The following is an 18,087-nucleotide window of genomic DNA, read 5'->3' as shown; positions in this document are numbered from 1 at the left end:
GGAGGGACCGGCCTTTGTCGTTCCGGCGGCGGGGGATCGGCCTACTTGGTCAGGATCAGCTTGCCGGCGCGGGTGATGCGCAGCTGATAGACCTGTTCGTCCAGCACGATCAGGGCTTGGTTGCCGCCTTGGGTCAGCTGGGTGGCGTCGTGCTGGGGCATCCGGGCCAGAATCGAGGTACCGGGGCGGGTGAAATCGGCGGGGCGCGTTGCGGTCATGGTCAACCTCATGGGGTGGCGGTGTCGATGCCCTAAAGCTGACAAATTCATTCAGGTTTGTCAAAGTAAAAGAGTCGGGAATCTGCCGACCGGCGGTATTCGGTCGTTTGGGCGGGCCTGTGCGGACCGCCCGCCGCCCTCATTCCTGCTTCAGGCAGGCGATGATCGTGTCGGCCATGCCGGTCAGCAGCGCGTCGTACTGGCCCGCGCCGGGGGTCAGGCTGCCGCCCTCGGGGCTTATCTCGCCGCCGAGGCGGATGTCGCTGCCCTCGATCGCGGTCTGGATCAGCGCGCCGTCATGGGCGTATTCGGGAAAGGCGCAGGTGGCGCCGGTCTGGGCGATCTGGCCGCGCATCTGGTCGATCCGGGCGGCCGAGGGCGTCGAGGCATCGCCGAGCGACACGGCCAGCGCGGGCTGCAGCCCGAAATGGTCGGTGAAATAGCCGTAGGCATCGTGGAAGACGACGAACCGCGCCGCGGCATGGGGGGCGAGGCGGGCGCGCAGATCCGTGTCCAGCGCCGCGATCCGGGTGGCGGCGGCCTCGGCATTGGCCCGGTAGGTCGCGGCGTTCTCCGGGTCCTGCTGCGCCAAGCTGTCGGCGATGGCCTGCAGCCAGGGCCTGGCATTGGCGGGGTTCAGCCAGGCATGAGGATCGGTGCCGGAATGGTCGTGGCCGTCATGGCCGTCGTCGTGATCCCCATGGTCATGGTCATGGTCATGGTCATGGTCATGGTCATGGTCGTGGTGATGGTCATGGTCATGGTCGTGGTCGGCAGCGCCCGCGGGGTCATGGGCGTCGTGGCCGTGATCGTCATGCCCCTCGGCCCCGCCGCCCGCATAGCCGCGCAGCGTCACGCCCTCGACCTGCAGCAGGCGCAGCTGCGCGCCGCTGGCGAGGTTATCCGAAGCACGCGCCAGCCAGGGGGTCAGCTCGGGCCCCATCCAGATCACCAGATCGGCGCCCTGCAGCGCCTGCGCGTCCGAGGGGCGCATCTGGTAGTGATGCGCGCTGGCGCCTTGGGGCAGCAGGACGCGGACCTCGGCCAGGTCGCCCATCACCTCCTGCACCAGCGCGCCGGTCGGCACCAGATCGGTCACGACCTGCGGCGCGGCAAGGGCGGGGGCGGCGGCCAGCGCGAGGATGGCGGCGACGGAGGCGGAAGGGCGCATCGTGATCTCCTGAGGTCGGGGTTTGTTGCGATCCCGGGGTTCTGTGTGTTACAGCATAACAAGTCAACCTGAATGTAATAGAGTAACGCCCCCGTGCGGGAGGGACTGCCGTGCCCCATGACGATGCCATCGCCGCGACCTTCGCGCCCCATGACCATGGGGCATGCGCCTCCCGCGTGCTGGACGAGGCCGCCGCGCGGCTGGCGGGGCAGGGCGCGCGGCTGACCCCCGTCCGCCGCCGCGCGCTGGAGATCCTGCTGGAAAGCCACCGGGCCATGGGCGCCTACGAGGTGCTGGACCGGCTGGCCGCCGAAGGCTTCGGGCGCCAGCCGCCGGTCGCCTATCGCGCGCTTGAATTCCTGGTCACCCACGGGCTGGCGCATCGGCTGCAGCGGCTCAATGCCTTCGCGGCCTGCCTGCATCCGGGCCATGACCACCACCCCGCCTTCCTGATCTGCCGCAGCTGCGACAAGGTGGCCGAGGCCGCCGCCGCGCCCATTCGCGACGCCCTGACTGCCGTCGCCGCGCAGGGCGGCTTCCGGGTCGAGCGCGTGACGGTCGAGGCGCTTGGCCTCTGCGCCACCTGCGCGGCGGAGGGCGTCGCGTGACCGGGGTCCTGCCGGTCGCCGCCGACGAGGCGCTGATCGAATCGCGCGCGCTGACCATCCACCGCCCCGGCACCTCGGACCCGGTGCTGTCCCATGTCGATTTCCGCATCCGTCCCGGAGAGATCGTGACCGTCGTCGGCCCCAACGGGTCGGGCAAGTCCTCGCTGATCCGGGCGCTGCTGGGGCACATGCCCCTGGCCTCGGGGCAGGTGACGCGCCGGGCGGGGCTGCGCATCGGCTATGTGCCGCAGCGGGTGCAGCTGGACACGGCGATCCCGATGACCGTGCGCCGCTTCCTGTCGCTGCCCGTCCGGGTCCGCGATGCCGAGGCCGAGGCGGCACTGGCCAGCACCGGCGTGCCGGGCCTCGGCCAGCGGCAGCTGACCCAGCTGTCGGGCGGCCAGTTCCAGCGCGTGCTGCTGGCCCGCGCGCTTCTGGCCGATCCGCATCTGCTGGTGCTGGACGAGCCCACGCAGGGCCTGGACCAGCCCGGCATCGTCGCCTTCTACCAGCTGATCGAGGAAGTGCGGCGCCGCACCGGGGCCTCGGTGCTGATGGTCAGCCACGACCTTCTGGTGGTGATGCGGTCCTCGGACCGGGTGGTCTGCCTGAACGGACATGTCTGCTGCGAGGGAAGCCCCCAGCATGTCAGCACCGCGCCGGAATACCGCGCCCTCTTCGGGGCCGAGGCGGCGGGCACGCTGGCGCTGTACCGCCACCACCATGACCACGACCACGACCGGATGCCCGCCCTGACGGGGCCGGAGGGGGCCGGACATGGCCATGGCGGCGCCTGCGGCCATGACCACCACCACGGCCACGGGACCGCCCCCGCGCCCTGACGGGCGGGTCTGCGCAAGGAATGACCGATGCTTGACGATTTCTTCACGCGGGCCGTGCTGGCGGGGCTGGGACTGGCGCTGGTCGCGGGGCCCCTGGGCAGCTTCGTCGTCTGGCGGCGCATGGCCTATTTCGGGGATTCGACCGCCCATGCGGCGATCCTGGGGGTGGCGCTGGCGCTGGCCTTCGACATCTCGATCTATGCGGGCACGCTGGCCGTGGCGGTGTCGATGGCCTGCCTGGTCTCGGCCCTGGTGGCGCGGGGGCAGGCGATGGACACGATGCTGGGGGTGCTGTCCCATTCGGCGCTGGCCATAGGCCTGGTGGCGATCAGCTTCGTGCCTGCCGCGCGGTCGGACCTGTCCAGCTATCTCTTCGGCGACATCCTGGCGGTGGGACGGGCGGATCTGGTGCTGATCTGGACCGGCGCGGCGCTGGTCCTGGCGGTGCTGATCGCGCGCTGGCAGCGGCTGGTCACCTCCAGCCTGAACGAGGAGCTGGCGATGGCCGCCGGGATCGACCCCCGGGTGGAACGGCTGGTCCTGTCGCTGGCCCTGGCGGTTGTGGTGGCGCTGGCGATTCGCGTCGTGGGATCGCTGCTCATCTCGGCCATGCTGATCGTGCCTGCGGCGGCGGCGCGCGGATGGGCCCGCACGCCCGAGCGGATGGCCGCCGGTGCCGCCCTGATCGCCGCTGCCTCGGTCGTGGCGGGGCTGTGGGCCAGCCTGCGGATGGACACGCCGGCGGGTCCGTCGATCGTCACCGCGGCCGCCTGTTTTTTCGTCCTGTCCCAAGGTCTTCGGCGCGGCTAGTGCGGAATTGTCACAGTTTTTCCGGGGGTTTGCAGGGGGTGGAACGAAGCCCCGATCCCGGGGTTGGCCAATATGCAACAGTGCGTGCAGGCCCACGGGGGATTCAATCCAATGCTGCTTTTCAACCGTTCGGCTTTGTGTAACTGTCGCAGCGATGTTGCCAGAATTGGCAGCCGTCAATCGAAACGGAGCATGATCATGACCAAATTCGCTATTTTCGCGGCCGCTCTCGGCCTGACCGCAACTTCGGCTCTGGCCGGTGGCTACGTCGCCCCCGTCGTCGAAGTCGAGCCCGTCATCGTTGAGGAGCGTCCCGCTTCGACCAACGCTGGCCTGGTGGTTCCCGCCCTGCTGCTGCTGGGCGTCATCGCCGCCGTCGCTTCGGACGACGACGACAGCTGATCCCGGGACGGATGGCTTCGGCGATCCGTCGCACAGGGGGCTGGCCATTGGCCAGCCCCTTTGTCGTTTCCGGCAGAGGTCATCGACCATTGCCGGGCAGACATGAAAGAACCGGCCCCCAAGGGCCGGTTCTTTCATGTCTGGCGGATGGGGATCAGGGCCGCAGGGTCTGCAGCGTGACGTAGCCCATGCCCGGCCCGATCCACTGGCGCGAGACCGGGATCTGCCCGCCCTGCACCAGATAGGTGTTCTGGAAGGTCGCGCCATGCCCCTCGCAGCGTTCGACGATGGTGCTGGCCGCGGGTCCGGGCGCCGTGGTGCAGGCGAATTGCAGCGGGCGCTCCAGCCCGTCGCCCGCCAGATAGCGCATGATGCGCGTGCCGCTGCCCGACTGGCCCGCGCGGATCAGCGCCTCGGTGCCGGGCTCGGCCACGGACAGGTCGCGGCCCAGGCCGCGCGTGCCGACCAGCATTCCGCCGCGCAGGATCAGCGCCTCCTTCGAGGGCGTCATGTAGGTGCGCAGGGCGCCGTTCTCGCCCGTCAGGGCCAGGACCTGCGTGCGGCCCAGCCCCTCGAAGCCCGCCTGGATCAGCGGGCCGGGATTGACCCGCAGCGCCTCGGCCGCCGCCTGCTGCGGGGTCGAGGGCGGAGCCGTGGGCGCCGCCGTCGTGCGGGCGCTGACGACCCCGGCGGCGGTCTGCGCCAGGATGGCCAGGGGGCCCGTGTTGCCCTCGTCGGCCCCGGTGTTGCCGCAGGCGGCCAGGGCGGCCAGCGCCAGCGCCGGCAGGGTGATCCTCAATCCGCGCATCCGAACCGTCCCGCTCATCGCCAGAACCTCCCCCAGCCTTCGTAAAGATCGACCGTATGGCTTTCGCGCACGCGGTCGTACAGGCGCCCGTTCACGTCCAGCCGCGATCCGCCGTCGCGCGACAGCGACCGCAGGTTGGTCGAGACGCGGTCGCGCGAGGCCTGGCCCGTCGCCCAGCCAAGCGGGATCGACAGCGTCACGCCCTTGTCGAAGCTGCCCTCGCCGAATTCCTCGGCGGACAGGTTGGTCTTGGTCGCATAGGCGCCGATCTGCCAGCCATTGGCGAATTCGCGCGTCAGGGTGACCGTCGCGCCCTCGTCGCCCGCCAGATAGCGGCCTAGGTCCAGCTGCGCTGTGAAGCCCTGCGTGAACTCGTAATAGGCCGAGACATGACCCGTCGTAACCTCGTAATCGCGGAAGTCGAACAGCTGGTCGAAGTCGCGCTTCCGGACCCGGTTGACCTCGGCCTCGAAGGCCAGGGGCGAGTTGGCGGGCTTCCACAGCGCCTCGGCCGAGACGCCGCCATAGGCGCGTTCCAGCAGGCCGAAGGTGACGCGGGAATAGATGGTCGGCGTGGGCTTGGCATACCAGGCCAGCGTCAGTTCCGGGATCACCGGGCTGGAATTGCCGGTATACATCCGGGTGTCCGACCGCACGCGCGGCACGCCCTCGGGCGTGGTCTCCAGGCCGGGATCGGCCTCGTATTCCTCGGGCGTGTAATATTCGCCGCGCTCGCCCGGGATGCCCGGGCCGCGCTGGCCGATATCGCCGAAGGCGCGCTGGCGCAGGGCGCCGGTGGCGATCAGGCCTGGCATGATCTCGTAGCTGGCGCGGGCCTCGGCGCCGACCTCGTGGGTCAGCCCGTCCTCGGCGCTGAAGATGCCCAGATCCAGATAGGGCTTCACCGACCAGCGGAAGCGCGGATAGAGCCCTTGCGTCGTGACCAGCCCCGGCGCGCCGGCGGCGGCATCCGACAGGGTCGAGGCGGCGGCGATCCGGCCGGCCTCGGTGTTTTCCAGCCGTTCCACGTCGCTGCGGCGCAGGGTCACCGACGAGGTCGGCATCCCGTCGCTGGTCGAGGTGATCACGAAGGTCTCGACCGAGGGGGGCAGGGCGCGGGTCATCAGGCGGGCGGTGCGGCCCACGGCCTCGGCCTGGGCGATGTAGCGCTGGTTGCGCAGCCTGACCTCGGCGCGGGTGGGCTGCAGGACCATGCCTTCCAACAGCATCCCCTCGTCCGCCATGCCGGTGGCCAGCGCGGTCTGGATGGCGGGCTGGGCGGTCGGGTCCTGCGACCAGCTGCCCGACCAGCCCTCGGGGTCCTGGGCGGGGGCGGGGCGGGGACGCACCGGCGCGGGCGCGCTTTCCAGGCCCGAGGGGAAGGCCGCCTCGCGCGGGTTCAGCGCGATGGTGAACTGCGCACCGATCGTCTCGCCGCCGATGGTATAGATCCCGGCCTCGTAGTTCTGGCCGAAGCGGTAGCTGGCACCGAAGTTGAACTTGCTGCCGGGTTCGTCGCCCTGCTGGAAGACGTTGCCGTTGCTGTAGCGCGCCTCGTAGATGTCGTTGGAATATTCCGCCGTCAGGTTCAGCCGGTCGTTGACCTGCCAGCTGACCGAGGCGAAGGGCTTGGCCCCGCCGGTGAACCAGTCGTCGACATTGGGCGTGCCGCCCTCGTCGCGCACGTCGATCACGCGCGGATTGCCCGCCAGCACGCCCCAGCCCAGGCCGATCGAGGCGCGGACCGTCGGCGTGACATTGCGGGTCGCGACGATGTATTCGCCCGAATAGACGCCGGTGCCCAGGAAATCCTGCAGGCCGACGGCCACCGCGGGGCGCCAGCCGTCCTCGTCCACGATCTGATAGCGCAGGTCCAGCGAGCGGTCCGAGATGAACCCCTCCTGCCGGAAGTCCTGGATGCCGTCGACGCGGCCATAGCGCAGCACGGTGGTCAGCCCCGGCAGCGCCTGGAAGAAGACGTTGCCGCGCCGGGCATAGTCGGACAGCGACAGGGTCGCGCCCAGGGATCCGTCGGGCAGCGTCTCGGCGGTGGGGGTGTCGATGCCGCCGGGCAGGCCATAGCTGGACATGCTGCGCCCCAGCATCGGGTCAGCCGTCGCGATGCCGATGCCGGACCCCGCGATCAGGGCTATGGGCAGGGTGGTGGCCATCAGCTGGCGGGTCAGGCGCGAGCGGCGCATCGGCGGGCTTCCTTTCGACGGCGGGATCGGCGGATCGGGCAGGGCAGGGTGTTCAGGCGCAGTGGCAGGCTTGGCGCGGCGGATCGACACACGACTGCGTGATGACCCGCCGCGGCAGGGATCATCCCGCCGCCGGGGCGGCCAGGACCTCGGCCGGGGGGGCGGCCTGGGCCGCCGGGGCCACCGGAGCGGTGGCGACCGGGGCAGCTTCAACCGGAGCGGGCGCGGCGCCGGGGGTGCCGCAGCCCGGCTGCGCCTCTCCGGCGACCGTCAGCCGGGCCGTCAGGGGCAGGCGGGCGCCCGACATGCTGTCCCGGCACCGTTCCGCGCGCAGGTTGACCACGAAGGGCCGCCCGTTCAGCACGCCGATATATTCGACGCCCTGGTTGAAGACCAGGCGGTTCACCGGGATCTGGCGTCCCGAGGGGCTGTCGGGCGTGCGATAGGTGGCGGTGTTGCCGGCGATCTCCACGGTCCAGGCGGGCTCGTTGCCGCCTGCCAGGAAGGCGGTGTTGCGATAGGTCAGCGGCTCGGCCATCGAGACCGGGCGGGGCGGGGCCTCGGCGGTCTCGATCGGCTGCTCCAGCGGAGAGACGGCGGGCGGGCGCGGCCCGGCGGGCACTTCGGGCTCGGCTGCGGCCTGATCCAGACCGATGCCGCGGCGCAGATCGGACAGGGCCTGGGTGTCGCAGGCCGCCAGCGGCAGGATCAGCAGGGCGAGGGAGGCAAGACGGGGGAACATGGGGCGAGGGCCTTCCGAGATAAGTGTCCGCCAAGCGTTACCAATCGCCGCCCGAGGGGGCAAGCGCCACGCCCCCGTGCGGCAGGCGACCGCCGCCCCGGGGTCCCGATCCCGGAAAAGTGAACCGGTAAGGTCCCGTATATGATAATTGTTCATTTCTTGCCGTGCAGGGCGCGTCCGACGGGTTCGTCGTTGAACTTGGACGTTAAAAAGCGCCATGGTCGGTTCATGTTCCTTTTTGGTGGCGATGACGACATGACCCCTGCGGACTTCGGCCACGACACCGCTGCCCTGCGCCTCGAGGCGCCGCGGTTCTCGTGGAGCGACAGCCCGATGGGACGCGCGATCCGCGATTTCGACTGGTCCGCGACGCCGCTCGGCCCGATCTCGGGCTGGCCCATTTCGCTGATGACCTCGGTGCGGATCATGCTGGGCCAGAGCCATGCGGCCTGCATGTTCTGGGGCCCGGACCTGACCATGCTCTACAACGACGCCTATGCCCCGGTCCTGGGCCGGAAAGAGGCGCGCGCCCTGGGACAGCCGTTCCGGCGGATCTGGGCGGATGTCTGGAACGACGTCAAGCCGCTGGTCGACCAGACCCTGTCCGGGCGCGGCACCTATTCCGAAGAGATGCGGCTGGTCATGACCCGCAATGGGTTCGACGAGGAAACCTTCTGGACCTTCAGCTACAGCCCGCTGCACGACGACCACGGCTTCGTCGCCGGGCTGATGAACATCACCGTCGACGTGACGGCGCTGGTCCAGGCGCGGCGCAACCAGCAGGTGATGCAGGAAGAGCTGCTGCACCGGATCAAGAACATCCTGTCGGTGACCTCGACGGTGGTGTCCTCCAGCCTGCGCAACGCCGAGACGATCCAGGAGGCCCGCGACAGCGTCGGCGCGCGGATCATGGCGCTGGCCAAGGCGCAGGGCCTGTTCACGGGCCTGGGCGACAGCGCCGACATCACCGAGGTCATGGCCCGGTCCATCGGCGCGCATCTGGTGGGCAACGACCGCATCCGCCTGTCCGGCCCCTCGGTGCCCCTGAGCAGCCAGCAGGCCGTGGGCCTGTCGCTGGCGCTGTACGAGCTGGCGACGAACGCCGCCAAGTACGGCGCGCTGGCCAGCCCGCAGGGCGCGGTCGACCTGAGCTGGTCTGTCGACGGCGACCATTTCGGGCTGGACTGGCAGGAACGCGGCGGCGCCGTGGTCGAGGCCCCCACCCGCGAGGGCTTCGGCTCGCGGCTGGTCAACCAGATCGTCCCGGCCTATTTCGACGGCGAGGGGCTGGCGGAATACCTGCCGCAGGGCCTGCATTACCGCCTGCGCGGACGCCTGACGCCCTAGCAGTTGGGGACGTTGACGGCCAGGCCGCCAAGCGAGGTCTCCTTGTACTTTTCCGACATGTCGCGGCCGGTCTGGCGCATCGTCTCGATGGCGGCGTCCAGCGGCACGATATGGGTGCCGTCGCCGCGCAGGGCCAGGCTGGCCGCGGCCACCGCCTTGATGGCGCCCAACCCGTTCCGCTCGATGCAGGGCACCTGGACCAGCCCGCGCACCGGATCGCAGGTCATGCCCAGATGGTGTTCCAGCGCGATCTCGGCGGCGTTCTCGATCTGGCCGGGACTGCCGCCCAGCACGGCGGCCAGCCCCGCCGCGGCCATCGCCGCCGCACTGCCCACCTCGGCCTGGCAGCCGCATTCCGCGCCCGAGATCGAGGCGTTGTGCTTGATCAGCCCGCCCACCGCCGCCGCCGTCAGCAGGAAGTCGGGCAACTGCCGTTCGGAGGCGCCGGGCACATGGTCCAGCCAATAGCGGATCACCGCGGGCACGGTGCCCGCCGCGCCGTTGGTGGGGGCGGTGACGACGGCGCCGCCGGCGGCGTTCTCCTCGTTCACGGCCATCGCATAGGTCGACATCCAGTCGTTGATGACATGCGGCGCGGTCATGTTCAGCCCGCGTTCGGCCTGCAGCGTGTCGTGGATGGCCTTGGCGCGGCGGCGCACGTTCAGGCCGCCGGGCAGGATCCCCTCGGCCGCAAGGCCCCGGTCCATGCAGTCGCGCATCGCCCGCCAGATGCCTGCCAGCCCGGCATCCAGATCCGCCTGGCCGCGAAAGCACAGCTCATTCGCCGCCTTCATGCAGGCGATGGATTTGCCTGATTTTTCAGCCATCTGCAACATCTCGGCGGCGCTGGCGAAGGGGAAGGGCACCGGGGCCGCCGCGTCAGTGCGATCCTCGGACCCGCGCGCGGCCAGTTCCGCGTCGGTCATCACGAAGCCGCCTCCGATCGAATAGTAGATCTGCTGGAACAGCACGTCGCCCTGCGCGTCGGTCGCCTGCAGCATCATGCCGTTGGCATGGCCGGGCAGCACGGTGTCGTAATCGAAGCGCAGGTCGCGGTCGGGATCGAAGGCCAAAGGCGGCAGGCCGGGCGGGGTCAGGCGGCCCGTGGCGCGGTTTTCGGCCAGCGCAGCCTCGGCGGCTTCCATGTCCATGCGGGCCGGGGTAAAGCCCGCAAGCCCAAGGATCGTGGCGCGATCCGTGGCGTGTCCCTTGCCGGTGAAGGCCAGGCTGCCATGCAGGCTGGCGCGCAGCCCCTTCGCCTGGAAGGGCTGGCCCTGCAGCGCCGTCAGGAACCGCGCGGCGGCGACCATCGGCCCCATCGTATGTGAGGACGAGGGACCCACCCCCAGCTTGAACAGATCGAAGACCGACAGAAACATGACATCTCCCCTGCACGCTTTCGCCCATCCAATCACGCCCGGCGCCCGGCCGCCATGCCCCCCGGCGACGCTTTTGCCCCCCGGATGCGACACGGGGAGGGTCGGACCCAGGACGCGCGGTCTGCCCAAAACCGTTGCAAGATGCCCCCATTTCGTGCAACTGGGTCGCGCCTGCGAATTGGGCAGGCCGGGCCTCGCCTGCCCTTCTTGCAGGCGGCGGCGCGCAGGGTGAAGGAACAGGACATGCAATTGCCCGACCCCCTCCGTCTTGGCGACACGCCCCTGGGTCCGCCGGTCTTCCTGGCGCCGATGGCGGGCATCACCGACCTGCCGTTCCGCCGCGCCGTCGCGCGCTTCGGCGCCGGGCTGATGGTGTCCGAGATGGTCGCCTCGACCGAGATGGTGACACCGCGCCCCTCGACCCGGGCCTCGGTCCGCGCCAAGGCCCTGACCGAAGGGACGCTGCCGGTCAGCGTCCAGATCGCCGGGCGCGAGGCGGGGCCGATGGCCCAGACCGCCCGCATCGTCGAGGGGATGGGCGCGCGCATCATCGACATCAACATGGGCTGCCCGGCCAAGAAGGTGACGGGCGGGCTGTCGGGTGCGGCGCTGATGCGCGACCTGGACCACGCGCTGAGCCTGATCGACGCGGTGGTGGGCGCGGTCGGCGTCCCGGTGACGCTGAAGATGCGCTTGGGCTGGGACGACGACTGCCTGAACGCCGCCGATCTGGCGGCGCGGGCGCGCGATTCGGGCGTGGCGATGCTGACCGTGCATGGCCGCACCCGGGCGCAGTTCTACAAGGGGCAGGCCGACTGGCAGGCGATCCGCACTGTCGCCGACCTGCCCGGGCGCCCGCCGCTGGTCGCCAATGGCGACGTGACCGGCGGCGCCAGCGCCCGGGCCGCGCTGGCCCGGTCGGGGGCCGAGGCGGTGATGGTCGGGCGCGGCGCGCAGGGACGCCCCTGGCTGCTGGCGCAGATCGCCCATGACCTGTGGGGCTGCCCCGCGCCCCTGATCCCGCAGGGCGCCGCGCTGGCCGATCTGGTCGAGGCGCATTACTTGGACATCCTGGACTTCTACGGGGCCGAGCCGGGGCTGCGCGTCGCGCGCAAGCATCTGGGCTGGTATGCCGAGGCCGCAGGCGCCCCCCTGCGCGACCAGATGCTGCGCGCGCCCAGCCCGGCGGCGACCGTGGAGCTGATCCGCCGCGCCTTCGCCGACGCGCCGGGACGGGCCGCCGCATGAGCCGCCCCCGGGATTTCCATGAGATCTCCCCCGGCCCGGGATGGGAGGCGCTGCCGCTGCCCGCGCTGATCCTGGACAGCTGCGGCCGGGTGGCGGCGATGAACGACGCGGCCGAGATCTGGCTGAACATCTCGCGCAACTCGACCCTGGGCCGGGTGCTGGAGGGGGACGAGCTGTCCACCCGCCTGCGCCTGCAGCCCAGCCTGGCGCCGCTGATCGCCCGCGTGCGGGCCAGCGACGAGGCGCTGTACCAGACCTCGGTCGCCTTCGAGATCGGCGACCGCGCGGGCGGGCACCAAGCGCGGCGCGCGGCGGTCCATGCGGGCAATGGCGGGGCGACGGGGGGCGCGGTGACGCTGCTGATCGTGCCGCAGGACGATGACGGGCTGCATCAGGCCCGCCATGTCCGCAGCGCGGCGCGCAGCGCCATCGGCATGGCCGAGATGCTGGCCCACGAGATCAAGAACCCGCTGGCGGGCATCCGGGGGGCGGCGCAGCTGATGGCGATGAACGCCACCCCCGAGGACCGCGAGATGGCCGAGATGATCGTCAGCGAATCGCGCCGGATCGTGGCGCTGCTGGATCAGGTGGAACGCTTCGGCGACACCTCGGCGCCCAAGCTGGCGGCGCTGAACATCCACGACGTGCTGGAACAGGTCCGCCGGTCCGCGCAGGTGGGATTCGCGCGCGGCGTGCAGGTGGTGACCGACTACGACCCCTCGCTGCCGCCCGCGCTGGCCGATGCGGACCAGCTGGTGCAGGTCTGCCTGAACCTCGTGAAGAACGCCGCCGAGGCGCTGGAGGGCAAGGCCGGCGGCACCATCCGCCTGCACAGCCACTACGACCACACCCTGCGCCATCCCCCCGACGAGACCGACCCCGCCGGCCGCCCGCTGCCTTTGCAGATCGAGATCGAGGACAACGGCCCCGGCTTCCCCCCCGCCATCGCCGACCAGGTCTTCGAGCCCTTCGTCTCGGGCCGCGAGAACGGCACCGGGCTGGGCCTGGCACTGGTCAGCAAGATCATCACCGACCACGGCGCGCTGATCCGCGTGGACAGCAAGCCCGGTCGCACCGTGTTCCGCATTTCCCTGCCCAAGGCATAAGGACCTCACCCCATGGACGGCACCGTTTTGATCGCTGACGACGACCGCACCATCCGCACGGTGCTGACGCAGGCGCTGACCCGCGCGGGCTGCCGGGTCCATGCGACGGGCAGCCTGGCGCAGCTGTCCAAATGGGTCGAGGAGGGGCGCGGCGATCTGGTCATCACCGACGTGATGATGCCCGACGGCAACGGCATCGACCGAATCCCCGCCATCCGCGAGGCGCGGCCCGACCTGCCGGTGATCGTGATCTCGGCCCAGAACACCATCGTCACCGCGATCCGCGCGACCGAGGCCGAGGCCTTCGAATACCTGCCCAAGCCCTTCGACCTGCCCGACCTGATGGCCAAGGCCAACCAGGCCCTGTCGCGCCGCCCGCGCAAGTCCGATCCCATGCCCGACCCGCTGCCCGTCCCGCGCGAGGCCGCCGACCCGGCCATGCCGCTGATCGGCCACGCCCCCAGCATGCAGGCGCTGTTCCGCATGGTGGCGCGGGTGCTGAACGCCGACCTGCCGGTGATCATCGCGGGCGAGGCGGGGGTGGGCAAGACCACCATCGCACGCAGCTTTCACGAGCTGTCGGACCGGCGCGACCGGGGGCTGGCGGTCCTGACCTCGTCGGATGCCGGAGAGGACGCGATCGCGCGCGCCGCCGACAAGGCGCGCGGCGGCACCATCGTGATCGAGAACCCGGCGGGCTTCGACGCCTCGGCGCAGGCGCGGCTGATCGGGCTGATCGAGGCGATGGAATCGGGGCCCGACCGGGCGCAGGCGCCGCGCGTGGTGGCGACCACCGGCGCCGATCCGCAATCGGACGTGGCAGGGGGGCGGCTGCGGTCGGACCTGTACTACCGGCTGGCGGGGGTGACGGTCAGCGTGCCGCCCCTGCGCGCCCGCGTGGACGACATCCTGCCCCTGGCCGCGCATCTTCTGGCCCGCGCGGCGGCGCAGGGCCTGCCCGAGCGGATGCTGTCGGACGAGGCGGCCAGCCTGCTGCGCGCGCATCCCTTCCCCGGCAATGTCCGCGAGCTGGAGAACATGATGCGCCGCCTGGCCCTGACCGCCAGCGGCGCCGCGATCAGCCTGTCCGAGATGCGCGAGGCGCTGACCCAGCAGACCGGCCACCGCGCGCCCCCTCCGGCGCCCAGTTCGGCCAGCGGCCCCGCCCCGCAGGCGCCCGAGCCCACCGGGCAGCCCAGCCTGCCGCAGGCTGGGTCGCGTCTGTCGGATTCGGTCGAGGCGCATCTGCAGCGCTATTTCGACCTGCATGGCGACGCGCTGCCGCCTCCGGGCCTCTACGACCGCATCCTGCGCGAGGTGGAGCGCCCGCTGCTGCAGGTGGCGCTGGACGCGACCGGCGGAAACCAGCTGCGCTGCGCAGACCTTTTGGGCATCAATCGCAATACCTTGCGCAAGAAACTGACCGAGCTGAATATCGAGGTGACACGGCGCCGCAAACTGATGTAAAACCGCCACAGGGGGGCAGCGCGAAGGACACGCGCCGCCCACGAGCGAAAGCCGCGAAAGACGGCAAGTGGGGGTTATGGCAGGCCTTGCGTCGGGGCTCAGCTGGGACAGGCTGGCCCGTATCCGATTGCCGCGCCAATGGCGGGGCGCCCTGACCTGGGGCATCGTGCTGACCGGCGTCGTCCTGGCGGCGGCGACGCTGATGATCATGGGACCCTTCGGCAAGGCCGCGCAGGGGCAGGCGCTGCGCATCGTGCTGCTGGCGGATCTGGCCTATCTGATCGTGCTGATCGGCTTCATCGTCGCGCGCATGGCACGGCTGATCTCGGCCCGGCGCAGTTCGGCGCCCGCATCCCGCCTGCATGCCCGGCTGGTCGCCATCTTCGGCGGGCTGGCCCTGGTGCCCACGGTCCTCGTCGCGCTGTTCGCGGGCTTTCTGGTCAATATCGGGCTGGAGGGCTGGTTCTCGGACCGGGTGCAGCAGGTGGTCACCACCTCGCAGGCGGCGGCCGAGGCCTATCACGCCGAACACCGGGGCGACCTGACCGAGGATGCCCGCGCGCTGGCGGGCGTGCTGACCCAGGCCGGACGCGCGAACCCGCTGATCGAGGATGGCGAGATGCGCCAGCTGCTGGCGCAGGGCCAGTCCCTGATCCAGCGCGGCCTGCGCGAGGCCTATATCATCAACGGCGCCGGAGAGATCCGCGCGCGCGGCGAGCGCAGCTACCTGTTCTGGTACGAGGCCCCCTCCAGCGACCAGCTGGACCGGGCGCAGGCCGACGGCATCGTGCTGATCGAGGACTGGGACAATGACGAGTTCCGCGCGCTGGTGGCCCTGCCGCCGCTGGCCGACCGCTATCTTTACGTGACGCGCGACGTGGACGGCAGCCTGCTGGGGCTGCTGGACGACACCCGCGCCACGGTGGGCGACTATCGCCAGCTGGAGGCGATGCGGGCGCAGGTGCTGCTGGAATTTTCGCTGGTCTATCTGGGCTTCGCGCTGCTCTTGGTGGCGGCGGCGATCTGGCTGGGCCTGTGGTTCGCGCGGGGCCTGTCGCGGCCCATCGGCCTTCTGGCGCAGGCGACGGAACGCGTGGGGCAGGGCGATCTGGACGTGCAGGTGCCCGAGCCGCGCACCGGCGACGAGATCCAGACCCTGGGCCAGGCCTTCAACCGCATGACCCGCCAGCTGAAGACGCAGCGCGAGGAGCTGATCGAAAGCTATCGCCTGTCCGACGACCAGCGGCGGCTGTTCGACAATGTGCTGACCTCGGTCACCTCGGGGGTGATCGGGCTGGACGCTGCCGGAGAGATCGACTTCGTCAACCGCTCGGCCAGTCGCCTGCTGGGGCTGGACGCGAAGCGCGACATCGACGCGCTGCTGTCCGAAGCCGTGCCGGAATTTGCGCCGCTGTTCGAACGCCTGTCGGCCTCGGTCGCGGAGACCATCCAGGACGAGGTGCGGCTGATGCGCAAGGGGCGCGTCGAGAGCCTGCTGGTCCGCATGGCCGTGCGGCGCGGCGCGGATGGCGCGCTGGAGGGGTACGTGGTGGCCTTCGACGACGTGACCGAGCTGGTCAGCGCGCAGCGGATGGCCGCTTGGGGCGACGTGGCGCGGCGGGTGGCGCACGAGATCAAGAACCCGCTGACCCCCATCCAGCTGTCCGCCGAACGCCTGCGCCGCAAGTTCGGCCCCCTGGCCGCCGAGGGCGACCGCGCCGCGCTGGAACAGTATACCGACGTCATCATCCGTCAGACCAACGACCTGCGCCGGATCGTGGACGAGTTCAGCCGCTTTGCCCGCATGCCGGAACCGGATCGGGCCGAGACGGACATGGCCGCCCTGCTGCGCGAGGTGGTGCTGCTGCAGCAGGATGCCCTGCACGGCGCGCTGGTCTGCGAGATCGGCGACACGCCGGTGATCGTCGATTGCGACGCGGGCATGATGCGGCAGGCGCTGACGAACCTGCTCAAGAACGCGGGCGAGGCGGTCGAGGAACAGGCGGCCCATGCCCCCGAGGGCTGGGTGCCGCAGATCCGCGTCGGCATGGACACCCAGCCCGAACAGGTCTGCATCCGCGTCATCGACAATGGCGCGGGCCTGCCCGCCGACCGCTCGCGCCTGTTCGAGCCTTATGTGACGCTGAAAAGCCACGGCACCGGGCTGGGCCTGCCCATCGTCAAGAAGATCGTCGAGGAACATGGCGGCAGCCTGTCCCTGACCGATGCCCCCGACCGGCCGGGCGCCATGGCCGAGATCCGGCTGCCGCGCGAACGCCATCCCGTCCGGGGGGCAAAACCGAAAAGCAGACACGACAAAGACGAGGCGACACCATGAGCGACATCCTGATCGTCGATGATGAACGCGACATCCGCGAGCTGATCGCGGACATCCTGAAGGACGAGGGCTTCGACACCCGGCTGGCTGCCAATTCCGACGAGGCGGTGGCGGCCCTGAACGACGCCGAACCCGCGCTGATGATCCTGGACATCTGGCTGAAGGACAGCCGGATGGACGGGATCGACATCCTCAAGCAGGTCAAGCGCAACAACCCCGCCGTGCCGGTGATCATCATCTCGGGGCATGGCAACATCGAGATCGCGGTCGCGGCGATCAAGCAGGGCGCCTACGACTTCATCGAGAAGCCCTTCAACATCGACCAGCTGATGGTGGTCATCAACCGCGCGATGGAGACCAGCCGGCTGCGGCGCGAGAACAGCACCCTGCGCCGGGGCGGCGACCGCGCCTCCGAGATGCTGGGCCATTCGGCGGCCTTCAAGCGGCTGCGCGACGGGCTGGACAAGCTGGCCAAGTCCAACGGCCGGGTGATGCTGGCGGGCGAGCCGGGCACCGGCAAGGAGATGGCCGCGCGCTACATCCACGCCCACAGCCCCCGTGCCGCCGCCCCCTTCGTCACGGTCCCCTGCGCCACGATCGAGCCCGAGCGGATGGAGGAGGTCCTGTTCGGCCGCGAATCCCCCGAACGCGGGATCGAGCCGGGGCTGCTGGAACAGGCGCATGGCGGGATCATCTATTTCGACGAGGTGGGCGACATGCCCATGGGCACCCAGCCCAAGATCCTGCGCGTGCTGACCGAACAGCAGTTCGTGCGCGCGGGCGGCGCCGACAAGGTGCGCGTCGACCTGCGGGTGCTGTCCTCGACCAACCGCGACCTGATGGCCGAGATCGCCGCCGGGCGCTTCCGGCAGGAGCTGTTCGACCGGCTGAACGTGGTGCCCATCGCGGTGCCCTCGCTGGCCGACCGGCGCGACGACATCGCGGCGCTGGCGCGGCATTTCATCACGCAGTTCCACCGCCACCAGGGCCTGACCCCGCGCGATCTGCCCGAGGAGACCGTGGCCGCGCTGCAATCCATGCGCTGGCCGGGCAATATCCGACAGCTGCGCAACGTGATCGAGCGGGTGCTGATCCTGGCCGAGGGCCATGGCCCGATCCTGCCGTCCGAGCTGGAGCCGCAGGGCGCCACGCCGGACAACAGCGAGACGCTGAGCCTGGGCCCCTCGGTCACCGCGATGGCGCTGCGCGAGGCGCGCGAGCTGTTCGAGCGGGAATACCTGGTGGCCCAGATCAACCGCTTCGGCGGCAACATCAGCCGCACCGCGCAATTCGTGGGGATGGAGCGCAGCGCGCTGCACCGCAAGCTGAAATCCCTGGGCGTGGTGGGCGGCATGCGCAGCGACGACGAGATGGCGATGGGGAAATAGGGCGGGGGCGCC

The 18,087-nt window shown here is 70.6% G+C and carries 16 protein-coding genes; 10 read left to right on the top strand and 6 right to left on the bottom strand.

What is annotated here, in order from left to right; genetic code table 11:
* Positions 1-41: 41 nt before the first annotated feature.
* Complete coding sequence (hemP, locus tag E4191_RS12685; RefSeq protein ID WP_135313729.1) at positions 42-218, bottom strand: hemin uptake protein HemP; 177 nt, start codon at positions 216-218, stop codon at positions 42-44.
* A gap of 139 nt (positions 219-357) precedes the next feature.
* The gene (locus E4191_RS12680) at positions 358-1,389 is read right to left on the bottom strand and encodes a zinc ABC transporter substrate-binding protein (protein ID WP_135313728.1); all 1,032 of its coding nucleotides are present in this window, start codon (positions 1,387-1,389) and stop codon (positions 358-360) included.
* A 110-nt stretch (positions 1,390-1,499) separates the two neighbouring features.
* Here E4191_RS12680 and E4191_RS12675 point away from each other — a divergent pair, with 110 nt between their 5' ends.
* From E4191_RS12675 to E4191_RS12660, 4 genes are all read left to right on the top strand, one after another.
* Positions 1,500-1,997, top strand: coding sequence for a Fur family transcriptional regulator (locus tag E4191_RS12675; protein ID WP_135313727.1), 498 nt, complete (start codon positions 1,500-1,502; stop codon positions 1,995-1,997).
* 32 nt (positions 1,998-2,029) lie between these two features.
* Positions 2,030-2,839: a metal ABC transporter ATP-binding protein gene (locus E4191_RS12670; protein ID WP_135314465.1), complete on the top strand. Its 810-nt coding sequence runs from the start codon at positions 2,030-2,032 to the stop codon at positions 2,837-2,839.
* A gap of 27 nt (positions 2,840-2,866) precedes the next feature.
* Positions 2,867-3,649 (top strand): metal ABC transporter permease, encoded by a 783-nt coding sequence (locus E4191_RS12665; protein ID WP_135313726.1) that lies wholly within the window; start codon positions 2,867-2,869, stop codon positions 3,647-3,649.
* A 198-nt stretch (positions 3,650-3,847) separates the two neighbouring features.
* Positions 3,848-4,051, top strand: coding sequence for a hypothetical protein (locus tag E4191_RS12660; protein ID WP_379107460.1), 204 nt, complete (start codon positions 3,848-3,850; stop codon positions 4,049-4,051).
* A 154-nt stretch (positions 4,052-4,205) separates the two neighbouring features.
* On the opposite strand, the gene E4191_RS12655 is transcribed toward E4191_RS12660, so the two are convergent.
* From E4191_RS12655 to E4191_RS23805, 3 genes are all read right to left on the bottom strand, one after another.
* On the bottom strand, positions 4,206-4,877 hold the full coding sequence (locus E4191_RS12655) for a YjbF family lipoprotein (protein ID WP_228461300.1): 672 nt from the start codon (positions 4,875-4,877) through the stop codon (positions 4,206-4,208).
* The gene (locus E4191_RS12650) at positions 4,874-7,060 is read right to left on the bottom strand and encodes a YjbH domain-containing protein (RefSeq protein WP_135313725.1); all 2,187 of its coding nucleotides are present in this window, start codon (positions 7,058-7,060) and stop codon (positions 4,874-4,876) included. Before E4191_RS12650 ends, E4191_RS12655 begins: the two co-directional genes overlap by 4 nt.
* 121 nt (positions 7,061-7,181) lie before the next feature.
* The gene (locus tag E4191_RS23805; RefSeq protein WP_176562715.1) at positions 7,182-7,802 is read right to left on the bottom strand and encodes a hypothetical protein; all 621 of its coding nucleotides are present in this window, start codon (positions 7,800-7,802) and stop codon (positions 7,182-7,184) included.
* Positions 7,803-8,030: 228 nt separating this feature from the next.
* On the opposite strand from E4191_RS23805, the gene E4191_RS12640 reads away from it, so the two are divergent.
* Complete coding sequence (locus tag E4191_RS12640) at positions 8,031-9,149, top strand: sensor histidine kinase (protein ID WP_205966058.1); 1,119 nt, start codon at positions 8,031-8,033, stop codon at positions 9,147-9,149.
* On the opposite strand, the gene E4191_RS12635 is transcribed toward E4191_RS12640, so the two are convergent.
* Positions 9,146-10,528, bottom strand: coding sequence for an L-serine ammonia-lyase (locus E4191_RS12635; RefSeq protein ID WP_135313724.1), 1,383 nt, complete (start codon positions 10,526-10,528; stop codon positions 9,146-9,148). The two genes, E4191_RS12640 and E4191_RS12635, sit on opposite strands and share 4 nt — an antisense overlap.
* Before the next feature lie 243 nt (positions 10,529-10,771).
* On the opposite strand from E4191_RS12635, the gene dusB reads away from it, so the two are divergent.
* The 5 genes from dusB to ntrX all read left to right on the top strand — a co-directional run bounded on the left by dusB (position 10,772) and on the right by ntrX (position 18,075).
* On the top strand, positions 10,772-11,776 hold the full coding sequence (dusB, locus tag E4191_RS12630) for a tRNA dihydrouridine synthase DusB (RefSeq protein ID WP_135313723.1): 1,005 nt from the start codon (positions 10,772-10,774) through the stop codon (positions 11,774-11,776).
* Complete coding sequence (locus tag E4191_RS12625; protein WP_135313722.1) at positions 11,773-12,882, top strand: two-component system sensor histidine kinase NtrB; 1,110 nt, start codon at positions 11,773-11,775, stop codon at positions 12,880-12,882. Before dusB ends, E4191_RS12625 begins: the two co-directional genes overlap by 4 nt.
* A gap of 12 nt (positions 12,883-12,894) precedes the next feature.
* Positions 12,895-14,349, top strand: coding sequence for a response regulator (locus E4191_RS12620; protein WP_135313721.1), 1,455 nt, complete (start codon positions 12,895-12,897; stop codon positions 14,347-14,349).
* A gap of 76 nt (positions 14,350-14,425) precedes the next feature.
* Complete coding sequence (locus tag E4191_RS12615) at positions 14,426-16,687, top strand: sensor histidine kinase NtrY-like (protein WP_135313720.1); 2,262 nt, start codon at positions 14,426-14,428, stop codon at positions 16,685-16,687.
* Positions 16,684-18,075 (top strand): nitrogen assimilation response regulator NtrX, encoded by a 1,392-nt coding sequence (gene ntrX / locus E4191_RS12610; RefSeq protein ID WP_135313719.1) that lies wholly within the window; start codon positions 16,684-16,686, stop codon positions 18,073-18,075. Before E4191_RS12615 ends, ntrX begins: the two co-directional genes overlap by 4 nt.
* Positions 18,076-18,087: the final 12 nt, after the last annotated feature.

Source organism: Paracoccus liaowanqingii (genome assembly GCF_004683865.2).
GTDB classification, from domain to species: domain Bacteria; phylum Pseudomonadota; class Alphaproteobacteria; order Rhodobacterales; family Rhodobacteraceae; genus Paracoccus; species Paracoccus liaowanqingii.
This window is presented reverse-complemented; position numbering and strand designations above follow the sequence as displayed.

Bases quoted from the DNA above. Each gene is read 5' to 3' on its own strand.
- E4191_RS23805 (WP_176562715.1), bottom strand. From the start codon at position 7,802: ATGTTCCCCCGTCTTGCCTCCCTCGCCCTGCTGATCCTGCCGCTGGCG.
- E4191_RS12650 (WP_135313725.1), bottom strand. From the start codon at position 7,060: ATGCGCCGCTCGCGCCTGACCCGCCAGCTGATGGCCACCACCCTGCCC.
- E4191_RS12640 (WP_205966058.1), top strand. From the start codon at position 8,031: ATGTTCCTTTTTGGTGGCGATGACGACATGACCCCTGCGGACTTCGGC.
- E4191_RS12665 (WP_135313726.1), top strand. From the start codon at position 2,867: ATGCTTGACGATTTCTTCACGCGGGCCGTGCTGGCGGGGCTGGGACTG.
- E4191_RS12625 (WP_135313722.1), top strand. From the start codon at position 11,773: ATGAGCCGCCCCCGGGATTTCCATGAGATCTCCCCCGGCCCGGGATGG.
- dusB (WP_135313723.1), top strand. From the start codon at position 10,772: ATGCAATTGCCCGACCCCCTCCGTCTTGGCGACACGCCCCTGGGTCCG.
- hemP (WP_135313729.1), bottom strand. From the start codon at position 218: ATGACCGCAACGCGCCCCGCCGATTTCACCCGCCCCGGTACCTCGATT.
- E4191_RS12680 (WP_135313728.1), bottom strand. From the start codon at position 1,389: ATGCGCCCTTCCGCCTCCGTCGCCGCCATCCTCGCGCTGGCCGCCGCC.
- ntrX (WP_135313719.1), top strand. From the start codon at position 16,684: ATGAGCGACATCCTGATCGTCGATGATGAACGCGACATCCGCGAGCTG.
- E4191_RS12655 (WP_228461300.1), bottom strand. From the start codon at position 4,877: ATGAGCGGGACGGTTCGGATGCGCGGATTGAGGATCACCCTGCCGGCG.
- E4191_RS12660 (WP_379107460.1), top strand. From the start codon at position 3,848: ATGACCAAATTCGCTATTTTCGCGGCCGCTCTCGGCCTGACCGCAACT.
- E4191_RS12635 (WP_135313724.1), bottom strand. From the start codon at position 10,528: ATGTTTCTGTCGGTCTTCGATCTGTTCAAGCTGGGGGTGGGTCCCTCG.
- E4191_RS12615 (WP_135313720.1), top strand. From the start codon at position 14,426: ATGGCAGGCCTTGCGTCGGGGCTCAGCTGGGACAGGCTGGCCCGTATC.
- E4191_RS12620 (WP_135313721.1), top strand. From the start codon at position 12,895: ATGGACGGCACCGTTTTGATCGCTGACGACGACCGCACCATCCGCACG.